Genomic DNA, 14947 nt, shown 5'->3' with positions numbered 1-14947 from the left:
GCTTATGTCCTGAATAAGGAAAATTGACGTGTGACCATCGATAGTCACACGTCTTTCTTTTTTAAATAAATCGATCAAAAAACTCTAGTATTTTTCGATTTACTTTGATTTCATTTTCCTTCTTCGAGAAGCCATGCCCTTCATCTTCAAGAACCAAATATTCAACTTCCCTACCTTTATCTTGCAATGCCTGTACGATTTTATCAGATTCCGCTTTTACAACACGCGGGTCGTTTGCCCCTTGGATAACTAACATCGGTTTTACCATACCTTCTAAGTGGGTAATAGGTGAAAACTCTATTAACTTCTCACGATCTTTCACCGGATCTCCAACCCATTGGTTCATAACAGGCTTCCAGTGCTCAGGAACCGAATTAATAAACGAGAACAAATCACTTGGTCCAAAGATGTCAATGACAGCTTTAAAGTAGTCTTGGTGTTTACCATGAAGCAAGAGTGCCATATATCCACCATAGCTACCACCTAACAGAAGAATTTTTTCACGGTCTGCATATCCATTCGCAATTAGCCATTCAAGTCCTTCGATATTATCGAGACGAGGACCATGTCCCCAGTCGCCCTCTACCATTTTCGCAAATTTCAAGCCATATCCAGTTGAACCACGGAAGTTCGGCGCAAAAATACTATAACCCCGATTCACTAGAAATTGAAACATCGCCCTAAATGACTTTCGTTCTGCAGCCTGTGGCCCACCATGAGGCCATAAAATGACATGTCCATTTGAAACATCCTCGTTTGCCTTAAACAATAACGCCTCGATCTCTAAACCATCAAAAGAAGGATAAGTGATTACATCAGGCTGAACAAGTTCTTCTTCTTTTACTCCAGGAACTCCATAGTTCGTAATGGCTTCCCACACATTTTCAGTAGCACTACGCTTATAGATGTTAAACGGATTTGTAGCAGAACGCCCAAGGACATACAGGTTGTCATTTTCTGTTACAATTAGTTTCTCAATTACGGATGAAGGCATATCATACTTTTCTACTTCTCCTGTTTCAATATGATATCCGTAGAGAAAATCCTCAACACCCTTTTCACTCACAATGTAGATTGTTTGAGATTGTTTGTTATATTTAATTGATTTCATTTCTTCCTTTTCGAACGAAGCAACTTTAGAGAATGTGTTTGTTGTCACATCATATTTAGCAAGATATGAAAAGTCATCATCATAATCCGTTACTAGGTAAATCGTAGTATCAGATGTAAATAGGACATCAGATACGGTGTGCTGTTGCTCTGTCTCTGGTGTTAAGCGTACTTCGTTGCCTTCTTTATGTAAAAAGGCTAAGGAAAATGTATTGGCAAAATGCTTTAAGTATATTTGACTACTTTCATCTGGGCTAAGCGCTAACAAGTAGGTGGCTGCATCTTTTCCTTCGTTCATAACCAACTCTTCTTCTGTTTCGAGGTTATAGCAATATGAATTCAAACACATTGCATTATTCTTCGTTGAAGTATAGTATAATTTCTTCCCATCCTTGGACAGGATTGCAATCATATGTCGGTGCCCTTCCTGAATTCGTATAGGCTTTAATTCCCCTCCTTGCGGCTGAATAGCATATAACTGTGTATTTTCATCACCATCCTTATCAAATCCCGCAATTAAAAATTTACCATTTTTATCATAAGTAAGCTCTTGACAGCTTTGATCATTAAAAGTCAATGGATATGGAAAATGATTAGGCAGGTCGATTCCCCAAAGATTATATTTTCCACTTAAGTTTGTACTAAATACTACCTGTTTTTCGTCGGGACTAATCGTAAAATTCTGGATTCCAAAGGTTTTAAAAAATTGCTCTACATCAGGCTTTTGAAATTTCATCCTTAAACACCTACTTCTTTAGATTTCAATCCACATGCAAATAATTCGACAGTTTTCTAAATTCTCCTGCCAATTTATTTCGAAAGATGAAACATCCTTCAAATCATTGACAATATTCGATAAATTTCTAACATTTTTTCATAGTTTTGTATTATAGTAGAATTATCATACTCTGGTGAGGGAGCAATGTTATATGAGACGAAGCAGAAGGAAAAAAAGGGCACTATTTAGCACCAAATATCTCATTAGTACAATGATTCTATTACTTATCCCATTGGGCATTTATTTCACTCTAAATAACGTGAAAGCAAATTCAAAAACAGGGGCTTATATTGCTCAAACTCATGAATTCAAAAAGACTGAGCAGAATTTCAAACCGTTTACAACATCAATAACATTAGCAGCAATCGGAGATATTTTGATTCATTCTACCGTATATAATGATGCAAAAACTGACAATGGCTATGATTTCAAGCCAATGATTTCAAATGTGAAGGACTTACTCGAAAACGCAGACATTACGATTGCCAATCAAGAAACAATTGTTGGTGGAACAGAAATCGGATTATCTACTTATCCGAGTTTTAACAGCCCATATGAGGTAGCTGATGCATTTAAGGATGCTGGTGTAGACATAGTTTCTATTGCGAATAACCATACCCTAGACCGCGGTGAGAAGGCGATTATTAGTGCTACAAATTACTTGAACAAAATCGGAATGGAATATACAGGAGGGTACCAGAGTCCTGAAGATAAAAGTAGAATTAGGGTATTAGATCAAAATGGAATTAAGATTGCATTTCTTTCCTACACTTATGGGACAAATGGAATTCCTGTCCCTAAGGGAAAAGATCACCTTGTTAACTTAATTGACATGGAACTCATAAAAAAAGATATAAAAGCAGCAAAAGAGATTGCTGATCTCGTATCAGTAAGTATGCATTGGGGAAATGAGTATCAATTACTCCCGAATGATCAACAAAAACAATTAGCACAACAGCTTGCAGATGAAGGGGTTGACCTCATTATTGGTCACCATCCTCATGTCTTACAACCGATGGATTGGTTAACAGGTAAGGATGGAAATCAAACCTTCGTTATATACTCATTAGGTAATTTCTTATCTGGACAGATGTGGGATTATAAGGATATTGGCGGGGTTTTAAAAGTTGAAATTGTCAAAGAAGTAAAATCAAAGGATGAATCCATCATTCGCATTCAAAACCCGCAATTTACACCAACGTTTGTATCAAACAGTCATAACAGAAACTTTAAGGTAGTACCTCTCGAAAATGCCGGCGCCGTCGGATTAAGCAATGCTTCAAGTAAATACGATGAAATGACCAACCATATGAATCAATGGCTTAATCAAGAACAGTAACTAAAAAACAAGGCACTTAAATGCCTTGTTTTTTTTATTCAACCTGCTTTTTTGCATTTTCATATGCCTTATGCCATTCAGGGTAATGTTTTCTAATCGAAATTGGACGAAATGAATCTTTTTTCACACAAACATGTGAAGATGTCGCATTTACTGATACTTCTCCATCTGGGCGTACAACTTCATAGCCATATATGACTCTTAGACCGTCATAATGTTCAATCCACGTCTTCACTAAAGCTGTTTCACCATATCGTAATGGTTTTTTATAGGAAACCTGTAGATCAATTACAGGAGAAATAATGCCGTCGCTCTCCATTGCTGCATAGCTAAAACCTAAATCTTTAATTAATTGTGTTCTACCTAGTTCCATCCAAACTAAATAATTGGCATGATAGACAACACCCATTTGGTCTGTTTCTGCGTAACGTACTTCGACTTCTTTTTTTGAAATGAGCAATTCTAACCTCTCCCTATTTTGTTCTAAAGATGCTTTACATATATAGTAACATAAGTTGGAAAAGCCCTAAAAATGATTTAATTAGAAATTACAAAAATAGAGTACGCCATAAAAAAAGTGGCATACTCTACAAGTTTTTTACTTATAACCATTTTCGCGAGCGGCAGCTTCGTCTTTTATTTCTTCGCGCATTGCAGCTATCGATTCTTCACGGCGTTCGTTCTTTGCCTCGATTCTCTGACGCTCTTCTTCATTTGAAAATTGCATTGCATCATGTGACTCCTCGATGTTCTCAATTGTGTTTTGGACCATGTCTTGTAGTCTTTCTACATTATCACTTCTATCATCTGGTTTAGATCTGTTGTGCGTCATTTCTTATTCCTCCTATGTATTAGTAATACACCTCTATTTTGCTTCAGTTATGATCATTTTATTTCTGGAAAAAAAATAAAAGGACGTTTTTGAAAACGTCCTTTTATCCGTGTGTGCTAATGGTAGCATTATTCACCTTTAGTTTGCATAACTTGAGCATGCTTTCCTGATGTATCCTGCATTTTTTTCCCTTTATTTCCACCAAATCCACGTGGTTGTGTACCAATTTGGTTATTTTTAAATTGATTATGATAATTTTTCGGCATTTTATTTACCCCTCCTCCTTTACATTATCACCCGGAAAGGGCTTTCTCATGTAAAAAGAAGAGTGGATACTCTATCCAAATAAAAGATTTGATGGGAAATTTACTCAGCTTTTTCTAATCTTTTTTGCTCAAGTCTCGCCTCAATACGCTCCATTGCTTCTTGGTCCTTTAATAATTGCTGTTTGTTTTCATTAACCAAATCTGCAAATGAAACCTTTCTTACTTTTCTCAATATTCTCACCTTCCTCTATCTACCATTGTAATAGTAATAATCTCCAAAAAACGATTAAATTATTACAAATTTTCGAAAATTTATTTAAAAATTAGAAAAAAGTGCATTTTCACTAAAAAAGGCATAAAAAAAAGAACCAAATCGAGTTGGTTCACATGTTTTACTTTAATTTTTCTACTTTAGCTTCTAACATTTCTAGGTCCATCTGTCCTTTTATAAAATCATTAATCGTACCATCGGAGTTAATGAAAAAAGTTTCAGGTAATCCTAATACCTTATAATCACTACTTGCTTGATTTTCTGGATCTACTAAAAGTGGAAATGTATAACCTTTTCCTTCAACAAATTTATGTGCGTTTTCTGCCTTTACTTCAGAAGCTGTCATGTTGACTGCAAGCACTTCAATATCTTCACTTTTGTTTTCATAAAACTCTTGAATCTCAGGCATTTCCTCTCGACATGGTTTACACCATGATGCCCAAAAGTTCACAACAACTTTCTTGCCCTTTAAATCCGATAAACGAATTGTTTCATTTTCATCATTTAATAGTTGAAGTTCAAAATCTGGGGCCATATTACCAATTTCAATACCGGTTGTCCCTCTTTTTTTATCTTCTACAAAATCAAAAACAGCATATCCGATCAGGCCAATTAGAATAAGTGGAATAATAATTTTTTTAACCATTTGAATCCTCCGTAAATTTAAGCAATATCAAAGGTTTTCCCTATTATCATTATAGCAATTTACCCATGTAAAAGGACAATATTAAAAGGCAGTTTTGTGAAATCCACAAAACTGCCTAAGTTAGAAAAGGGTATTAACCTTTCATTTTTTCGCGAAGTACCATTTGTAGGATACCACCGTGACGGTAGTAATCAATTTCAACTTCACTATCGAAACGAACAAGTACTTCAAATTCTTTCTTGTTTCCTTCTTCGTCAGTAGCTGTTACTTTTACATAGTCACGAGGTCTTACATTTTCGTCAATTTGAACTTCAATTGTTTCTTTTCCAGTTAAGCCAAGAGTTTCAGCATTCTCACCTTGTTTGAATTGTAGTGGTAGTACACCCATTAATACAAGGTTACTGCGGTGAATACGTTCGAAGCTTTCAGCAATAACTGTCTTAATGCCAAGAAGGTTAGTACCTTTCGCAGCCCAGTCACGAGAAGATCCCATACCATAGTCGTTACCAGCGATAACAACTAAGCCAGTACCATCTTGCTTGTATTTCATACATGCATCATAGATAGACATAACTTCGCCTGTTGGCCAGTGAGTAGTCCATCCACCTTCTGTACCAGGAGCGATTTGGTTACGAATACGGATATTCGCAAAAGTTCCTCTTGTCATAACGCGGTCATTACCACGACGTGAACCATAAGAGTTAAAGTCACGAGGTGTAACACCTTTTTCTTGTAGGTATTTACCTGCTGGTGTATCTTTACCAATTGAACCTGCTGGTGAAATGTGGTCAGTTGTTACGGAATCACCGAATTTACCAACTACACGTAATCCACTTAATGGTTTAACTTCACCAGGTTCTTTAGATAAGCCTTCGAAGAATGGTGGGTTTTGAATGTATGTTGAATCTTCATCCCACACATAAAGTGCTTCGTCAGTACTTTCAATTGCGTTCCAACGCTCATTATCATCAAACACACGCTCATATTCTTTTCTGAATAGCTCAGGTGTAACAGTCTTTTTAACTTCTGCCTTAACTTCTTCTGCAGTAGGCCAGATGTCTTTAAAGAATACATCGTTACCGTCTTTATCTTTACCGATTGGTTCTTTTTCAAGATCGACATCAACAGTTCCAGCTAGTGCATATGCCACTACAAGTGGTGGTGATGCAAGGTAGTTACCTTTTACTAATGGATGTATACGTCCTTCAAAGTTACGGTTACCAGAAAGAACAGATGTAATTACTAAGTCATTCTCAGCTACTGCTTTTTCAATTTCAGGAGCTAATGGACCTGAGTTACCAATACATGTAGTACAGCCATAACCAACAGTGCTAAAGCCAAGCTTTTCAAGGTATGAAAGTAATCCTGAATCTTCTAAATAGCCAGTAACAACTTTAGAACCAGGTGCTAAAGACGTTTTTACATATTTAGGAACTTCTAGGCCTTTTTCAACTGCTTTCTTCGCAACAAGACCAGCACCTAACATTACGTATGGGTTTGAAGTATTTGTACAACTTGTGATTGCAGCGATTGCAATGTCACCAGTCTTCATTTGTACTTCTTCGCCATCGTTGAACTTTACGGTAATTTCCTTATTGATTTCTTCAGGAGTTAAACCGTATCCTTGGTTGCCAGTTGCTGTTAATGCAGTTTGGTAAGCTTCTTTCATTTTTGAAAGTGGAATTAAATCTTGCGGACGCTTAGGACCAGAAAGATTCGCTTCAATTTCAGAAAGATTGATTTCAACAACATCTGTGAAAGTTGGATCTTCAACATCTGGTGTATAGAATAAGCCGTTAGCTTTACTATATTCTTCTACAACTTTAACTTGCTCTTCGTCACGGCCTGTTAAACGAAGATATTCTAACGCTTCGTTATCTACTGGGAAGAATCCGCATGTAGCACCGTATTCTGGAGCCATGTTAGAAATCGTTGCACGGTCTGCAAGTGGAAGTTGAGAAACTCCAGGACCGAAGAATTCAACAAATTTACCTACAACGCCCTTTTGACGTAATACTTGAGTTACTTTAAGTGCTAAGTCAGTAGCTGTTGTACCGTTTGGTAATGTACCTACTAATTTCACACCGATAACTTCAGGTACTGGGAAATATGAAGGTTGACCAAGCATTCCTGCTTCTGCTTCAATTCCTCCTACACCCCATCCAAGTACACCGATACCGTTAATCATTGTAGTATGAGAGTCAGTACCAACAAGTGTATCAGGGAATGTTTCAAATTCACCGTTTTCACCTTCAACAGCATGAACAACATTTGCTAAATATTCAAGGTTAACTTGGTGAACGATACCAGTTGCTGGTGGTACAGCACGGTAGTTATCGAATGATTTTTGAGCCCAGCTTAAGAATTTATAACGCTCTGCATTACGTTCAAACTCTAGATCCATATTGAACTTTAATGAATCTAGTGTACCTGCTTTATCAACTTGTACAGAGTGGTCAATAACGAGATCAACTGGAATTTCTGGGTTGATTTTTTGTGGGTCTCCCCCCATGTCAGCCATTGCTTTACGAAGTGAAGCTAAATCAACTACAGCGGGTACTCCAGTAAAATCTTGAAGAATTACACGAGAAGGCTTAAATGGTACATCAACCTCTTGTAATTCATCAGTTCCCCATTTTGCTAAGTTTTCAACATGCTCTTTTGTAATTACTCTTCCATCAACTTGACGTAATACTGATTCTAAAAGAACCTTAATGGAATACGGCAATTTTGAAACGTTACCAATTTTCGCATCTTCTAATGCTTGTAAGCTATAATAGTTATACTTTTTGCCGTTTGCTTCAAAAGAAGAACGTGCATTAAATACATCATGCTTTGCCATATGTATGCCCCCTTTGTATAAATAATAACGCAATTTTAAATAATTGTCGAAATGTAAGAGATTTTATACTCCCCCATTTAATTTCCCTGCATACATATATTAATATAACTATATACATAAGTAAATAACAAGATTGTTATAATGCTCTATAAGTTTTTCTTATTGACTTGTAGGATAATTTAGTGAAAAAAGAATAAAATAAGGTCGGAGGTGAAAAGCATGTCGAAGCGTAAAGCGAACCATGTACGACCAGGAATGAATGACGCAAGTGCCCAAGGTATAGGTGCGGGATATAATGAGGAATTTGCTAATGAGCCATTAACGGCAGAACAACGACAAAATAATAAAAAGCGAAAGAAAAATCAATAATCATATAATTTGGCGAGCCCGCTTAATGCGGGCTTTTTTTATTCGTTAACTTCATTCATGATGGATTGCAAGTCGGATTGAAACTGTTCAAGTTTGGCCTTCTGATGCTCAGATGCCACTTCTAATGCATTTTCAATTTGTTGATAGGCTTCATTCACTTCATTTTTCAATCGCTTTAAATGAGCACCATAGTCAGGATCATTGCTTACGATATTTGCATACACATCTTTCGCTTCCTCTGTTCCTTGTTGTGCTGCTTGGAAAGCTTGCTGTTTATCCTTATAATACGGCATATTGTTCAACTCCCTTAAGGTAATTACTGCAATTATAGCTTACCTTTTTTCCAGAAAATCATTCAGAACTTAGGTCGCATAAAAAAGTGGAAAAACATTATCCTAATACATATGAAGGGGGGATAAAACATGGGTGAAAAGAATACATTTAAGGATATTAGAGCAAACGGCGGCCAAAGTACAGGAAGCCAACCGCAACCATTAAGTGGTTCAAAAAAAGTAAAAAACCGCAATCACACAAGACAAAAAAATAACCAAGGACATGATATGTAATCAATCATGGATAATAAAAAGCCGCTAATCCTGCGGCTTTTTATCCATTTTCGCAAAAGCGACTGCCATTTCTTCAATTTCATCTTGTTCTATGGTACGAAAATCAAGAAGTATTTCGTCATTTTTTATTCGTACAATAATTGGTGTTGATCGCTGACGAAGCAATGTTGCAATTTCAATCGCTGTTTTTTTAGAATGTTTCAAACAAACCACAAATGTTGGCACTTCTACCCCAGGCATTGTTCCGCCACCGATTGGTGAACCGTCTTTTTTTAGTTCAAATTGATAATGATTCGTTTTTTTAATTAAACAAGCTATAAACTGTTGACAACGTTCTTTTATCTCTTCTTCAGTAGCCAATATATCCCGAATCGTTGGAATCGTCGAGGAATTGCCTTTTAGATATGAAAATAACGTTGCTTCTAATGCAGCATATGTCAATTTATCAACTCGCAATACTCGAGCAAGTTGATGTTTTTTTAATTTGTCTATCCATGTTTTTTTCCCTGCAATAATACCCGCTTGTGGTCCACCAAGAAGCTTATCACCACTAAAGGATACAAGGTCAACCCCTTGGGCCAAAACATCCTTTATAACAGGTTCGTCCCCAATTCCGTGCCCTTTTAAATCGTATAGAACACCACTTCCTAGGTCTTCATAAATAACAAGGTCTTCTTTTTTCTCCTTTAATTTGACTAGTTCTGAAATACCAACAGTCTTTGTAAAACCAATTGTTTTGAAATTACTTGTATGTACCTTAAGGACCATCGATGTTTTTTCTGTAATGGCATTCTCGTAATCTTCAAGATGTGTTTTATTGGTTGTCCCCACCTCAACTAAACTTGCACCGCTTTCCTCCATAATCGCTGATATCCGAAATGAACCGCCAATCTCAACTAATTGCCCCCGAGAAACAATGACTTCTTGGCTCTCAGCCAAAGCACGTAATATTAAATAAACGGCTGCAGCATTATTGTTAACTACCATCGCACTCTCTGCACCTGTTAATTCCGTCAGAAGTGACTCCACAATAGAATGTCGTGAGCCACGAGTACCCTCTATCATGTTATATTCTAAATTAGAATACCCCTTCGCGATTTCTACAACATGTTGAATAGCTTCATCGCTAAGTCGAGCCCTTCCTAAATTGGTATGTAAAACCGTCCCGGTCGCATTGATTGTTTTGGTTAGGTAGTATTTCGTTTTGTGTACTAGCTCCTCTTCGCTCTTTCGATATATAAAACGAACCATATCTTCCTTTGAAGGCGCCTTTTCATTCCAGTCCCCATTTATGATTTCATTCCGAACGTTATTTACGACATCCCTTAAGATGCTAGTCAGATATTCCTTATCCACATCATATTTATTTTGAAACTGGTCAAAGTCTGGATAAGCTTGCAGCTCATGAATTGCAGGGAGCAGTTGAAACAAATTTTTCATACTCAATTCCTCCACTAAAGCACGTTTACGTCTATTTTTACATGATTTATGCCTACTTTACAAACAGATTGTACCGTTTTTATTATTTCACTATCACGAACACCTACACTTGTGAATATCCTGAATATAGAATTCCATGGAGGTCAAGACATGAAAAATTTTGATAATTCCAATCCCCTTTCCTTAAATGGTTTGGAGGACTGGATGAAACAGTTTCTCGAAGACCCATATTTATTAGATGATTATCAATTTCGAATTGATTTATTTGAAACACAAAATGAGTATATCATCGAGGCTGAACTATCAGGATATCAGCCCGATCAGATTCAGTTAAACGTCCAGAACGATGCATTCTATATCAAATTAACAGATTGCGAAAAACCTCCAAATGACACAGTATTAACAGAAAGAGTTGTGACCCTTCCTTTCGAATTAGAAAAAAAGAAGATAGAAGCCCTATTTCGAAACGAAATACTCGAAATTTATATCAAAAAGAACGAAAAACGGAAAAAAAAGAAGAGCAAAATAAAAATAAAAGTCCTGTGAAAGCTACAGGACCCTTTCTATTTTATTTACGCTCATAATTCGTAATTGACGTTCCGGGAAAATAAAATTGGATAATCTCATCATAGTTTTTGCCTTTATCTCCCATTATACTTGCTCCCCATTGACTCATTCCTACACCATGCCCGTATCCTCTGCCGCGCATCACATATTTCGTATCATCTGACTCAAGAGAGTCTATATAATAGCTCTTAAAAATCGTACCACCAATCATCGGTCGTATTCGATTTAGGTTAACATCATGCAGGGTCACATTTCCTAAAAGGATCGTACCATCAATTAATCTTTGTAAAAATTCCACTTCAATTGAACCCGTCACGGAACGTTTTGAGTGATATTTCTTTGTATTCACCTCAAATTTAGGAATTGAAAGGATGGCTATATCCCCTGGGTAACCTTGACGATTAATTGATCTTTTCATGGCAGCTGCTATCTCTTTATCTTTTTCCTGGAGTCCATCAAATCCATCAATAGAATCCCAATCGATGTCTTCAAGATTTATTTGGGTTTTCGATAATGTAAATTCCCACGGGTGGACTGGATCAAACGGATCTTCTTTAATTGGATAGAATGACCTGCTTTTCCCTCCCCACACATTTTTATTATTCTCGGTCATACCACCATTGCTTGCTGAATAAAAAGCATCAATTAATTTATTTTTATATGTGATAACTTGACCCCTTGTAGCTTCAACAGCTTGTGTGGTACGTGCATTCCAAGCATATCCCCCATATACCTGATAGAAAGTCGTATCATCCATGTCTTCTTTCATACGGGAAACTGCATATGTTCTTGCTGCTAAGGCTTGGGCCTTTAATGCCTCAATATTCCATGAGGAAAACACCTCAAGTGGGACAACCCCTTTTAAGTAATCTTCCAAAGGGAGCTGATTAACGGGACGCACATAATGATTATTTTCCACTTGAAACTCCATTGCACCTAAATATGGCCGTTCATCAATATAGACACGATGATTCTCATCATAGTTTCGGGGAATTAATAAAAAGCTATGGTCTACTTGTTGATTGACTTTTCCTCCTCTAAGATACAGATTCCCTTTTTTGACATATAACCGGTAGTTCACTCCTTCTTGTAATGATAGTGTCGGGTCTATAGTGAAATAATCTCCAGTGATGCGCATCTGAATTTCTTTCGTATCCCCGACAAAATTTTCAAGTCGAACACGTACTAATTCTTTGGCACTCCCCTGATAAAGATCGAATGCGAATAAAAACATACACGTAAAAAATAGTATCTTTTTCATATCCGTATATTTCCCAATCACAAAGAATAATATGAAGTCTTATTCGACTCGAAATTTTCATATAAAAGAAGGTTTCTTTCTTTTAAATAACTTGACAGTTAAGGTATAATGAAGCATTGAGGTGAACAATTCATGCAGTGGGAGTTAACTGGTTGGTTTTTATGGTTTATATTAATATGGGTATTCATTTTTATTACACTTCTTGCAATTGGCGGCTTTTTTATGTTCCGAAAGTTTTTGAAAAAGCTTCCAAAGGAGGATGGAAAATCTGATTTAGATTGGCAGGATTATTACATAGAAGAAACACGTCATTTGTGGCCAAATGAGCAGAAAGCGTTATTGGAGGATTTAGTCAAACCAGTTCCAGAGCTTTTTCGTGATGTTGCTAGACAAAAAATCGCTGGAAAAATTGGTGAGTTAGCTCTAACAGAAAAAGCAAAACAAATTTCACAAGATTTGGTGGTCAGAGGTTATATCATAGCCACACCGAAACGGGACCATAAATTCCTATTGAAAACATTAAAAGAAAAACAAATAGACGTCACTCCTTATAAAGAATTATTTTAGATTACAAAGAAGAAACCTCGGTATTGGCTACCGAGGTTTCTTCTTTATAAGGATGAAGCAAGCTTTTTATATTTTACATACATCGCAATTCGCCAAGGTACAATCATGGCAAAAGCAAGAATCCAAAACATTCCACTCAATTCTCCGAAATCAATTGATGTACTTAATACCGATTTTAAAACAATCCGAATGACCAATAACCCTACTAAAATATAAATAAACGCCTTTGAACGTTTCATATATATATCATTTTCTCTTATCTCAAATGAGGAAGTTTTGATTAATAGGATTGAAAAAAGCATTCCTACCACAACGGCCTCTAAGACCTCCAGTGGTGTCACGCGAAACATTGGATTGACAAACATAAGTGCCCCTGTGCTCATGAAAACGGGAGGCAGAATTATTTTTTTAACTGAAGCGGGTTTTTGGGCAGATTTTGCTCTTAGAAAGGTTACGAAAATCGCCATCATGATCGCGACAACAGAAGATGCAATAACCAAATAAATCAGTCCTTTTTATGAATCGTCTAGAAATTTCACTTTTAGCAAATGAAACCCACTTAAGACGATGAATCTTAAATGGGTTTATATCTAATTTAATACTCTATTAACCGCCTCTACAACCCGACTAGCATCAAAAGGCTTTACAAGATAATCTTTGGCTCCAGCTGAGATTGCATCAACGACCATTTTTTGCTGCCCCATGGCAGAACACATAATAATCCGTGCCTTTGGATCGATTTCCTTGATCATTTTGACGGCCTCAATGCCATTCATTTCAGGCATCGTGATATCCATTGTGACTAGGTCTGGTTTTGTCTCTTTGTATTTTTCAATCGCCTCAATACCATTTACAGCCTCTGAAACAACCTCATGACCAGCTTTAACAAATATATCCGTGAGAGTAAGTCTCATAAATTTAGCATCATCAACAACTAGAATTCTAGCCACTATTCTGGTCCCCCTTAAACTACTTCTTAAGTAGCTAACTTCGACTAAAAACCAGTAAATCCTCCAAAAATAGCAGTTGCGTATGCAATTATTTTTGTCATCCAGTCAAAATAAAGAACAACACCCATAATTATCATTGCATATCCGCCGATTTTTACAATTTTCATGCTGTTTTTGCGAATCCATTGTAATCGTCCGATGAAAAATGAAAGGACAAGAAATGGAATAGAGAATCCTAAAGAGTACAACACCATATACAACATTGCAGAATCTGGATTTGTACCAGCAATTGCAATAACGGACATTAAAATAGGGCCCATGCATGGTGTCCAACCTGCTGCAAATGCCATACCGATAAAAACAGATCCTACATAACCCGCAGGTCGATTCTTAAATTCGATTTTGCGGTCTTTCATTAAGAATCCAGGACGAATGATCCCAAGCACAACAAGACCAAAGAATATAATGAAAATTGCACCAATTTGGCGAATTAAGTCCTTATAGTCACTGAAGATTTGTCCTACATAGGATGTACCGAAACCGAGCATAACGAAAATAATCGAGAATCCAATTAAAAAGAAAATTGTATGTAAAATACTCCGTCTTTGCAACATTGCATTGTCTGATTTCAATTCACTTACTGATGCACCTGTTATATAAGATAAAAATGCTGGATATAACGGTAAACAACAAGGCGAAATAAAGGATAAAAATCCTGCACCAAAAGCAAGAAATGCATTAACATCTGCCATTTTAACAACTCCTAATTCGTTCATCAATATCATTCTAGCAAAAATACCTCAGTAATCATAATTATTAATATGAACGTTTTGTGTCATAGCCCTAGTCTTATGTTGAATATATTTCCAAATAAGTTATTTACCATCGATTTACCATTATATGTTATACTATAAAAAACTCGTCCATGACGGAGATTAATAACAAATGAGAGGGTTATTCCTGTGTCTAAAGAACAACTTCTACTTAAAATCGAACAAAAAAGAACTGAGCTGGTTGAAATTGTCTTGAAACACGGTTTTACAGCAACACCTACTATTAAAGTAAGTCAAGATTTAGACAATCTATTAAATCAATATAATACGGGTAGATCGGAAAAAAGCCTTTCAAATTAATGAAAGGCTT

At 36.4% G+C, this 14947-nt stretch carries 19 protein-coding genes; 6 read left to right on the top strand and 13 right to left on the bottom strand.

Annotation, left to right across the window (positions count from 1 at the left end; translation table 11 throughout):
* Positions 1-61 precede the first annotated feature (61 nt).
* On the bottom strand, positions 62-1846 hold the full coding sequence (locus ACFSFW_RS04995) for a S9 family peptidase (RefSeq protein WP_388035654.1): 1785 nt from the start codon (positions 1844-1846) through the stop codon (positions 62-64).
* 193 nt (positions 1847-2039) lie between these two features.
* On the opposite strand from ACFSFW_RS04995, the gene ACFSFW_RS04990 reads away from it, so the two are divergent.
* On the top strand, positions 2040-3227 hold the full coding sequence (locus tag ACFSFW_RS04990) for a CapA family protein (RefSeq protein WP_388035651.1): 1188 nt from the start codon (positions 2040-2042) through the stop codon (positions 3225-3227).
* 34 nt (positions 3228-3261) lie between these two features.
* Here ACFSFW_RS04990 and ACFSFW_RS04985 read toward each other — a convergent pair whose 3' ends face one another.
* From ACFSFW_RS04985 to acnA, 6 genes are all read right to left on the bottom strand, one after another.
* Positions 3262-3687 carry an acyl-CoA thioesterase gene (locus ACFSFW_RS04985; protein ID WP_304220181.1) on the bottom strand — a complete coding sequence of 142 codons (426 nt, stop codon included), beginning with the start codon at positions 3685-3687 and terminating at the stop codon, positions 3262-3264.
* Between the two features lie 138 nt (positions 3688-3825).
* Positions 3826-4059, bottom strand: coding sequence for a small acid-soluble spore protein Tlp (gene tlp, locus ACFSFW_RS04980; protein ID WP_304220182.1), 234 nt, complete (start codon positions 4057-4059; stop codon positions 3826-3828).
* Between the two features lie 128 nt (positions 4060-4187).
* Positions 4188-4325: an acid-soluble spore protein N gene (locus tag ACFSFW_RS04975; protein WP_010282192.1), complete on the bottom strand. Its 138-nt coding sequence runs from the start codon at positions 4323-4325 to the stop codon at positions 4188-4190.
* 100 nt (positions 4326-4425) lie between these two features.
* Positions 4426-4557 carry an FbpB family small basic protein gene (locus ACFSFW_RS04970; RefSeq protein ID WP_010282194.1) on the bottom strand — a complete coding sequence of 44 codons (132 nt, stop codon included), beginning with the start codon at positions 4555-4557 and terminating at the stop codon, positions 4426-4428.
* A 160-nt stretch (positions 4558-4717) separates the two neighbouring features.
* Complete coding sequence (locus ACFSFW_RS04965) at positions 4718-5242, bottom strand: TlpA family protein disulfide reductase (protein ID WP_304220183.1); 525 nt, start codon at positions 5240-5242, stop codon at positions 4718-4720.
* A gap of 133 nt (positions 5243-5375) precedes the next feature.
* Positions 5376-8084 (bottom strand): aconitate hydratase AcnA, encoded by a 2709-nt coding sequence (gene acnA, locus ACFSFW_RS04960; RefSeq protein WP_304220184.1) that lies wholly within the window; start codon positions 8082-8084, stop codon positions 5376-5378.
* Between the two features lie 219 nt (positions 8085-8303).
* Here acnA and sspO point away from each other — a divergent pair, with 219 nt between their 5' ends.
* Positions 8304-8453, top strand: a complete 150-nt coding sequence (gene sspO, locus ACFSFW_RS04955; protein ID WP_077617929.1) for a small acid-soluble spore protein SspO — start codon at positions 8304-8306, stop codon at positions 8451-8453.
* A gap of 38 nt (positions 8454-8491) precedes the next feature.
* Here the strand turns inward: sspO and ACFSFW_RS04950 are convergent, their stop codons facing one another.
* Positions 8492-8746 carry a hypothetical protein gene (locus ACFSFW_RS04950; protein WP_304220185.1) on the bottom strand — a complete coding sequence of 85 codons (255 nt, stop codon included), beginning with the start codon at positions 8744-8746 and terminating at the stop codon, positions 8492-8494.
* A gap of 129 nt (positions 8747-8875) precedes the next feature.
* On the opposite strand from ACFSFW_RS04950, the gene ACFSFW_RS04945 reads away from it, so the two are divergent.
* Positions 8876-9019: a small acid-soluble spore protein P gene (locus ACFSFW_RS04945; RefSeq protein ID WP_099355277.1), complete on the top strand. Its 144-nt coding sequence runs from the start codon at positions 8876-8878 to the stop codon at positions 9017-9019.
* A 24-nt stretch (positions 9020-9043) separates the two neighbouring features.
* Here ACFSFW_RS04945 and selA read toward each other — a convergent pair whose 3' ends face one another.
* On the bottom strand, positions 9044-10459 hold the full coding sequence (gene selA, locus ACFSFW_RS04940; RefSeq protein ID WP_304220186.1) for an L-seryl-tRNA(Sec) selenium transferase: 1416 nt from the start codon (positions 10457-10459) through the stop codon (positions 9044-9046).
* 150 nt (positions 10460-10609) lie between these two features.
* Here selA and ACFSFW_RS04935 point away from each other — a divergent pair, with 150 nt between their 5' ends.
* Positions 10610-11005, top strand: a complete 396-nt coding sequence (locus ACFSFW_RS04935; protein WP_304220187.1) for an Hsp20/alpha crystallin family protein — start codon at positions 10610-10612, stop codon at positions 11003-11005.
* A gap of 22 nt (positions 11006-11027) precedes the next feature.
* Here the strand turns inward: ACFSFW_RS04935 and ACFSFW_RS04930 are convergent, their stop codons facing one another.
* Positions 11028-12287: a SpoIID/LytB domain-containing protein gene (locus ACFSFW_RS04930; protein ID WP_304220188.1), complete on the bottom strand. Its 1260-nt coding sequence runs from the start codon at positions 12285-12287 to the stop codon at positions 11028-11030.
* Between the two features lie 132 nt (positions 12288-12419).
* Here ACFSFW_RS04930 and ACFSFW_RS04925 point away from each other — a divergent pair, with 132 nt between their 5' ends.
* Positions 12420-12854, top strand: a complete 435-nt coding sequence (locus ACFSFW_RS04925; RefSeq protein WP_304220189.1) for a DUF2621 domain-containing protein — start codon at positions 12420-12422, stop codon at positions 12852-12854.
* 44 nt (positions 12855-12898) lie between these two features.
* On the opposite strand, the gene ACFSFW_RS04920 is transcribed toward ACFSFW_RS04925, so the two are convergent.
* The 3 genes from ACFSFW_RS04920 to ACFSFW_RS04910 form a co-directional block, all read right to left on the bottom strand.
* Positions 12899-13360 carry a CcdC family protein gene (locus tag ACFSFW_RS04920; protein WP_388036029.1) on the bottom strand — a complete coding sequence of 154 codons (462 nt, stop codon included), beginning with the start codon at positions 13358-13360 and terminating at the stop codon, positions 12899-12901.
* A gap of 84 nt (positions 13361-13444) precedes the next feature.
* Positions 13445-13804, bottom strand: coding sequence for a response regulator (locus tag ACFSFW_RS04915; protein WP_502306375.1), 360 nt, complete (start codon positions 13802-13804; stop codon positions 13445-13447).
* A gap of 44 nt (positions 13805-13848) precedes the next feature.
* Positions 13849-14556, bottom strand: a complete 708-nt coding sequence (locus tag ACFSFW_RS04910; RefSeq protein WP_099362929.1) for a cytochrome c biogenesis CcdA family protein — start codon at positions 14554-14556, stop codon at positions 13849-13851.
* 210 nt (positions 14557-14766) lie between these two features.
* Between ACFSFW_RS04910 and ACFSFW_RS04905 the strand changes: the two genes are divergently transcribed.
* Positions 14767-14937 (top strand): aspartyl-phosphate phosphatase Spo0E family protein, encoded by a 171-nt coding sequence (locus ACFSFW_RS04905; protein WP_099362930.1) that lies wholly within the window; start codon positions 14767-14769, stop codon positions 14935-14937.
* Positions 14938-14947 lie beyond the last annotated feature (10 nt).

It is taken from the genome of Ferdinandcohnia salidurans (assembly GCF_042680725.1).
GTDB classification, from domain to species: Bacteria; Bacillota; Bacilli; order Bacillales; family Bacillaceae_L; genus Ferdinandcohnia; species Ferdinandcohnia salidurans.
The sequence above is the reverse complement of the archived record's forward strand: the minus strand, read 5'-3'. Positions and strand labels throughout refer to the sequence as shown.